A 7,853-nucleotide genomic window follows, 5' to 3' on the forward strand; every position below is an offset into this window, starting at 1 on the left:
TCGGGCGACCGCTCACGTCCGCGGCGGAGTTCGACGCGCTCGTCGCGCAGGCGGGCGCCGCGCTGCGCGACGACGACGCCAAGACCGCGACCCGCCGGGCCTTCGCCGAGGCGATGGCCGAGCGCAAGGAGGCGCGCGCCGAGCTGGCGGCGCTGCGCGAGGAGCGGGCCGAGGTCGCGCGCCGTACCGACAACATCCCGGGCGACCTGCACGCGGCGCGCGAGGCCCTGGCGCGCGCCGCGGGCCTGGAGCCGCAGGACCTGCCCTTCGTGGCCGAGCTCGTCGAGGTCCGTACCGAGCACGAGCCCTGGCGGGACGCGTTCAACCTCGCCCTCGGTGGCTTCGCCACGCTGCTGCTCATCGACGTGGCGCACCTGCGCGCGTTCCGCGCCGCGGTCGACGCCGTGCCCGTCGCGCGGCGCGTGCGCTTCGAGGGCGTCCCGACGGGGATGGGTGACGACGTCGCGCTGGACCCGCGCACGCTGCCCGGGCGGCTCGACGTGCGCCCCGGCCCGTTCAGCGGGTGGCTCCGGGGGGAGCTCGCGAGCAGGTTCGCGTACGTCTGCGTCGACACCCCCGGGGAGCTCGCGCAGCACGCCAAGGCGCTGACGCGCGCCGGCCAGGTCTCCGAGGGGCGGCGGGGCGCGCACGGCGGCCGCGGCCGCACCAACGTGCTGGGCTTCACGAACACCCGCCGGCTCGAGCACCTCGACCGGCAGGACGCGCACGCGCAGGAGCGCCTCCGGCTCGCCGACGCCGAGGTCGTCGCCGCCGAGCAGCGGCTCGACCGGCTCGAGGTCCAGCGCGACGCCTACGTGCAGCTCGGCGAGCTCACCTGGGAGCAGGTCGACGTCGTCGGGGCCGAGGCCGAGGTGGTGCGGTGGCAGCGGGTCATCGACGACGTCACGTCGGGCAGCCCCGAGGTGGCCCGCCTCCAGCGGCGGGTGGCGGAGCTCGAGACGCGCATCCGCGCCCTCACCGAGGAGCTCGGCCGGGTCAAGGGCGCCGCCGACGAGCTCGAGGGGCGCTGGACCGCGACGACCGACGAGGTCGACGTCGCGCAGCGTGCGCTCGACGCGGCGCGCTCGGCCGGGACGACCGTCGACGAGGAGCAGGGCGCCTACCTCGAGCGGCTGCTCGGCGCGACGGGGGAGCCGGCCGGTGCCGCGGCGCGACCGGCCGGACCCGTCGAGGCGCTGCGGCGGTTCGACGAGACGCTCGCCCGCGCGGCGGGCCTGCTCCGCGGGGACCGCGAGGCGGCCCAGCAGATGCTGGTCGCGGCCCGCGACGCCCTGCGGCGGACGTTCGAGACGTTCGTCGAGCGGTGGCCCGACCCGAACCTGGGCACCGACCCCGAGGACTCGTACGGCGACTTCGCGCGGCTCCTCGCCGACCTCGAGGCCGACGGCCTGCACGGGCTCGAGGCCGAGTGGCGTCGGAGCCTGCTGCGGCTGTCCGGCAACGACCTGGCGGACCTGCACAACGGGCTCGCCCGCTCCGTGCGCGAGATCAAGGAGCGCATCCGGCCGGTCAACGACATCCTCGCGAACCTGCCCTTCGCGGACGACGACCACCGGCTGCGGATCGACGCGCGCGACGTCCAGTCCACCGTGGTGGCGCGCTTCCGCGCGGAGCTGCGGGACCTGCGCGAGGTCCTCGCGACCGACGCGACCGACGCCGAGCGCGAGCGGCGGTACCTCCGGATGGCCAAGGTGGTCGACCGCATCCGGCGGACGGCGCCCGACTTCGCCGAGCTCGTCGACGTCCGGCGGCACGTGCGCCTCAGCGCGGAGAAGGTGGACCTCGAGGGCCGCCACGTGGCGCTGTACGACCACATCGGCGAGAAGTCCGGCGGGGAGTCCCAGGAGCTCGTCGCGTTCATCGTCGGCGCGGCCCTGCGCTACCAGCTCGGCGACGCCGGCGCGGACCGCCCGCGCTACGCCCCGGTGTTCCTCGACGAGGCGCTGATCAAGGCGGACGCACGGTTCACCGGCCGGGCCATCGGTGCGTGGCGCGGCCTGGGCTTCCAGCTCGTGATCGGGGCGCCGAACGACAAGTTCGGTGCGCTCGAGCCGCACGTCGACCTCAAGTACGTGGTGCTCAAGGACGCGTCCGGCCGGTCGCGGACGAAGCCGATCGCCGGGGTCCCGGATGGTGCCGCGCCGGCCTGACGCCGGTGTGACGACCGCGACCGACGACCGGGCGGCGGGTCCGGGCGCGGCGCTATATACGGCGGGTATACATCGTGCGTATAGTCGTCGGCATGTCCGTCGGCCACACCCTGCTCGGGTTGCTCCAGTCCGGTCCCTGTCACGGTTACGACCTCAAGCGCTCGTACGACGAGCGCTTCGGGCACGGCCGGCCCCTCGCGTACGGGCAGGTGTACTCCACGCTCGCGCGCCTGCTGAAGCACGGCCTCGTGGAGGTCGAGCCCGAGCCGGGGGAAGGGCCGGACCGCAAGCGGTACGCGATCACCGACGCGGGCGTCAGCGACGTGGGGGCGTGGCTCGCGGAGCCGGAGAAGCCGGAGCCGTACCTGCAGAGCACCCTGTACACGAAGGTGGTCCTCGCCCTCCTGACCGGACGCGACGCGACGGAGGTGCTCGACACCCAGCGCGCCGAGCACCTGCGGCTCATGCGCGAGCTCACGCGCCGCAAGACCGACGGCGACCTCGCCGACCAGCTGGTCTGCGACCACGCCCTGTTCCACCTCGAGGCCGACCTGCGGTGGCTCGAGCTCACCGCGGCCCGGCTCGACCAGCTCGCCGGCACCGTCCGGCCGAGGCGGACCCCGTGACCGCCGACCGCGCCCCGCTCCTGGTCGCCGAGGAGCTGCGCCTGGCCTACGGGCCCACCGAGGCGCTGTCCTCGGCCTCCGTCCGCCTCCACGCGGGAGAGGTCCTCGCGCTGATGGGGCCGTCGGGGTCGGGCAAGTCGACGCTGCTGCACTGCCTCGCCGGCATCCTGCGGCCGGACTCTGGCCGGGTGTCCTACGACGGCCGCGACCTGGCCGCGATGTCCGACGCGGAGCGCAGCGCCCTGCGCCGCTCGGAGTTCGGGTTCGTGTTCCAGTTCGGCCAGCTCGTGCCCGAGCTCAGCTGCCTGGAGAACGTCGCCCTGCCTCTGCGCCTCGCCGGTGCGAGCCGCCGCGACGCGCACCGGACCGCCCTGGAGTGGCTGGTCCGCCTGGAGGTCGCCGACGTCGCCGCCAAGCGACCGGGGCAGGCGTCCGGCGGCCAGGGCCAGCGGGTCGCCGTGGCGCGCGCGCTCGTCACCCGGCCCCGCGTGGTCTTCGCCGACGAGCCGACGGGCGCGCTCGACTCGCTCAACGGCGAACGCGTCATGCAGCTCCTCGTCGCGGCGGCCCGGGACACGGGCGCCGCCGTCGTCCTGGTCACGCACGAGGCGCGGGTCGCGGCGTACTCCGACCGCGAGGCCGTCGTCCGCGACGGACGAGTGCGCGAGCAGGAGTACGCGCGGTGACGACGACGGCGCCGCCGCCGACCACGACGGGGTCGCGTCCCGCGAGGCGCCGGCCCGCCCCGGTCCGGTGGGCGCAGGAGCTCGGCCTCGGGCTGCGGCTGAGCACGGGCGGCGACCGCTCGGGCTGGGCACGCCTCGCGCTCATCGCGGGCGGCATCGGCCTGGGGGTGCTGGCGCTGCTCCTGGCTGCGTCGGTGCCGTCCGTCCTGGCGGCGAGGGACGCGCGCTTCGACGCCCGAGCCATCGACTGGACCGGCGACCAGGGCCCGGCACGGGACGACACGCTCCTCGTGGCAGCGGCGTTCTCCGACTTCCGCGACGACATGATCATGGTCGTCCTGGTGCAGGCGGAGGGCCCGGCGGCGCCGGCGCCGCCGGGCGTGGAGCGGCTGCCCGGGCCGGGCGAGATCGTGGTCTCGCCCGCGCTCGCGCGCCTGCTCGGGTCGCCGGACGGTGCGCTGCTCGAGGGCCGCTGGGGCGAGGAGGTCGTGGGCACCATCGGGCCCGCGGGGCTCGCGGGCCCGGACGAGTACCTCGCCTACGCCGGGACGGACGTCCTCGAGCCCGCCCTGAGCTCACGCATCGACACCTGGGGGAGCACCTCCCGCGGCGCCGGCACCCGCGACGTCCTGCTCGTGCTGCTGGGCGCGGTCCTGCTCGCCGTCCTGCTCGTCCCGGTCCTGATCTTCGTGGCGACCGCCGTCCGGTTCGGCGGCGAGGCCCGCGACCGCAGGCTCGCGGCGCTGCGGCTCGTCGGCGCGGACGCCGCCATGACGCGCCGAGTCGCCGCCGGCGAGACGCTGGGCGGCGCGCTCGCCGGCCTGGTGGTCGGCGGCGCCCTGTACGCCCTCGTGCGCGGCGCCGTGCCGGGCCTCGTGCCGCGCTCCCTCGGCTTCTTCCCCGGTGACCTGCGGCCGGACGTCGGCCTGGCGACGCTCGTCGTCGTGCTCGTCCCGGTCCTCGCCGTCGTGGCCACCCAGGCGGCGCTCCGGCGGGTCGTGGTCGAGCCGCTCGGCGTCGTGCGCCACGCCGCCGAGCGGCGGCGCCGCCTGTGGTGGCGGCCCGTGCTGCCGCTGGTGGGCCTGGTGCTGCTGCAGCCCCTGAGGTCCGGCCCTCCCGTCACGTCCGCAGCCCAGGTCTCGGTCGCCGCCGGCCTCGTCGTGCTGCTGCTCGGCGTGGCCTTCCTGCTGCCGTGGCTGGTCGAGGCGACCGTGCGCCGGTCGGGCGCCGGTCCCGTCGCCTGGGAGCTCGCGATGCGGCGCCTCCAGCTCGAGAGCGGCACGGCCGTGCGCGCCGTCTCGGGCGTCGTCGTCGCGGTCACCGGGCTCATCGCGCTGCAGGGCATGACCGCCGCGATCGAGCACGAGTACGCGGCGGACACCGCTCGGGTCGACAGGCACTTCGACGCCCGGGTCACCGACTACCTCGTGGCCGGCGAGGACGACCCGGCCGCGCGGTGGCGGGACGTCCTCGCCGGCTCGCCGGGCGTGGCGGAGGTCGACGTCGTGAGCACCGTGGCGGTGGTGGCCGGCGGGTCGGCCGGCACCGCGCACGTGGGCTCCTGCGCGACGCTCGCCGTGCAGGCGTCGCTCGGCTCCTGCCGCGACGGCGACGTCTTCGTCGTCCCGGCCGCCGGTGGCGCGCGGCCCGCGGCGGGCGCGACCCTCGTCGCCGAGGACGCGCCGGGTGCGACGTGGACCGTGCCCGACGGCGTGCAGGTCGTCGAGCCCTCGGAGGAGCTTCGAGCGTTCGGGCCCCTGCCCCAGTTCGAGCTGTTCGTGACCCCCGCCGCTGCGGCCGGGTTCGCTCCGCCGCCCAGCTGGGTGACCGCGCTGGTCGTCCTGGACCCGACCGACGCCGACGCGCTCGAGCGCTTGCGGACGACCGTGGGCCGGGCCGATGTCCGTACCGACCTGGCCTCGTTCGAGCCGGAGGACGTCACCCCGACGCTCCGGGCCGTCCGCGAGGTGCTCCTGGTGGGGACGGTCGGCCTGCTGGTCGTCATCGGCGCGAGCATGCTGGTGAACGTCGTGGAGCAGCTCCGCGAGCGCCGACACCTGCTCGCGGCCCTCTCGGCGCTCGGCACGCGGCGGCGGACGCTCGGCGCCTCCGTCATGCTCCAGGTCGCCGTGCCCATGGTGCTGGGTCTCGTCCTCGCCGCGGCGACCGGCACCGCCCTCGCCACGGCGCTCCAGGCGAGCGCCGAGGCGCCGCTGGTCGTCGACTGGCGCGGGATCGGGCTCACGACGGGCGTCGCGGCGCTCGTCGTGGTCGCCACCACGGCGGCGAGCCTGCCGCTGCTGTGGCGGCTCACGTCCCCGGGTGGCCTGCGGCGGGAGTGATGTGAGCGGCAGGTGGCGCCGCCTCCGCCCTGGGGACGATGGCCACGCTCTCACCCCGCCCCTACGATCGGCCGGGGCCGGGGGAGGTGGGCGTGGTGCAGGAGCCGCGGGCGAGCGCACGCGCGAGGCCGGCGCGCCCGCGGGTGCCCTGGGGCTGGCTCGCCGCCACGGTCCTGCGTCGCGCCCGCGCCCAGTGGCGCGTGCTCGCGGTGGTCGGGCTGGTGGCGCTGCTCGTGACGACGTCGCTCGGCACCCTGACGCTGCTCGTCACCCGGTCGGAGGGCGAGGCGGTGCGGGCGGCGCTCGCGACGACGCCGGCCTCGGAGCTCGAGGTGCGCGTCGTCGCCCAGGACGTCGAGGGCGGCACGGCGGCGGCGCAGGAGCGCGCGGCGCTCGCGGTCTCCGCCGCGATCGGCGTGCCGGTGACGGCGCGGGCGCTCGACGCCGAGTCCGGGCTCGCCGAGGTCCCGCGGGAGGGCAGGCGGTCCGCGCTCACGTGGGTCGCCGTGCGCCAGGGCGTCGAGGACCACGCCGTCCTGGTCGACGGCCGCTGGCCGGACCCGGCGGCCACGGGCGCAGTCCTGGAGGTGGCGGTGCCCGAGGCCGGTGCCGCCGCCCTCGGCGTCGTCACGGGGGACACCATCCCGCTCGTCGACCCGCGGGAGGGGGAGCCGGCCGTCGGGGCCCTCGTGGTCGGCCTCTTCCGTGCCGGTGACCTCGACGACCCGTGGTGGCAGCAGGACCGCCTGCGCGGCGTGGGGCACGACCCCGTCTTCCCGGTGCCCTTCGCGGGAGGCACGGTCGTGACGGACGGCGTCGGGCCCCTGGTCGTCGCCCAGGCCGGGTTCGACGCGTCGCCCCTGACCGTCGCGGAGCTGACCGTGCACTACACGCCCGACGTCGACGGGGTCGGGCCGGGTGACCTCGCGCGGCTCGGCGTCGACCGCGAGACCGCACGCGACGGGGTGGCCGACGCGCTCCGGGGCACGGTCTCGGGGGTCAGGTACTCCAGCGACCTGGAGACCGTCGCGGGCAGGGCGGCCGGGGCGCTCGTCGTGACCCGCAGCGGGGTCGTCGTCGTGGCGCTGCTGCTGGTCGTGGTGGCCGTGGCGACGCTGACGCAGAGCGCCCGTCTGCTCGCCGAGGACCGCAGGACCGAGCACGAGCTCATGCGGGCCCGGGGCTCCTCGCGGGCCCAGCTCGTCGCCGCGGGCGCGCTCGAGTCGTTCGCGCTGGGGGGCGGCGCGGCGGTCGCGGGCACGCTGCTCGCGACGCGGGTCCACGCGGCGCTCGTGCAGGGCACCACGCTGGCAGGCACGGCCGGGGCCGACGTCGGCCTCCTGCCGTGGCTCGTGGCGGCGGGCGCGGCGCTGCTCGTCACCGCGGTCGGTGTGACGCCGCTGCTCGGCCCCGGCGACACGTTCGTCGAGAGCGAGCAGGCCAGGGCCCGGCCGGAGCGGCAGGCGGCGCTCGCCCGCGCCGGTCTCGACGTCGTGCTCGTGGTGCTGGGCGGCGTGGCGCTGTGGCAGCTGCAGACCTACGGCAGCCCGGTGCGCCGCTCCGACGGCGGGGTCGCGATCGACCCCGTCCTGGTCGTGGGGCCGGCCGTGGTGCTCACGGCCGCGACGCTGCTCGCGCTGCGCCTGCTGCCCGCCGCCTCGGCGCTCCTGGAGCGACTGGCCGCGCGGGGCCGCGGCATCGTGCCGCAGCTGGCGGGGTGGGAGATCGGCCGGCGCTCGGGACGCGCCGCCACGGCCGTCCTCCTGGTGGCCGTGACGGTCGCCGTCGCCACGTTCACGCGCTCGTACCTCAGCACCTGGTCCACGTCGCAGGCGGAGCAGGCCGCCTTCTCCGTCGGGGCACCCGTCGTGGTGGAGTCGGCGGCCTCCCAGACGCCGGCGGTGCTCGCGGAGGGGGCGCGGGCGGTGGGTGGCGGCGAGCCCCAGCCGGCGCTGGTCGCGAGCGCCCGGCTCCGGCAGCCGACCCAGGCCGGGACGGGCGCGCGGACGGGGCACCCGGTCGCGGTGC

The 7,853-nt window shown here is 77.1% G+C and carries 5 protein-coding genes; all 5 read left to right on the forward strand.

Annotated features, from left to right (window positions below; translation table 11 throughout):
- Positions 1 to 2,171, forward strand: a 2,171-nt coding sequence (locus IDM29_RS12900) for an ATP-binding protein (RefSeq protein ID WP_304518687.1), incomplete at its 5' end; no start/stop codon positions are given.
- A 92-nt stretch (positions 2,172 to 2,263) separates the two neighbouring features.
- A complete protein-coding gene (locus IDM29_RS12905) occupies positions 2,264 to 2,797 on the forward strand; it encodes a PadR family transcriptional regulator (protein WP_182113738.1) in 534 nt (177 codons plus the stop codon).
- Positions 2,794 to 3,483, forward strand: a complete 690-nt coding sequence (locus tag IDM29_RS12910) for an ABC transporter ATP-binding protein (protein ID WP_182113739.1) — start codon at positions 2,794 to 2,796, stop codon at positions 3,481 to 3,483. The genes IDM29_RS12905 and IDM29_RS12910 overlap by 4 nt, the downstream gene beginning before the upstream one ends.
- A complete protein-coding gene (locus IDM29_RS12915) occupies positions 3,480 to 5,825 on the forward strand; it encodes an FtsX-like permease family protein (RefSeq protein WP_182113740.1) in 2,346 nt (781 codons plus the stop codon). Before IDM29_RS12910 ends, IDM29_RS12915 begins: the two co-directional genes overlap by 4 nt.
- 92 nt (positions 5,826 to 5,917) lie before the next feature.
- On the forward strand, positions 5,918 to 7,853 hold a 1,936-nt coding region (locus IDM29_RS12920), incomplete at its 3' end, for an FtsX-like permease family protein (protein ID WP_223148306.1).

This window comes from Actinotalea sp. JY-7885 (assembly GCF_014525465.1).
GTDB lineage: Bacteria > Actinomycetota > Actinomycetes > Actinomycetales > Cellulomonadaceae > Actinotalea.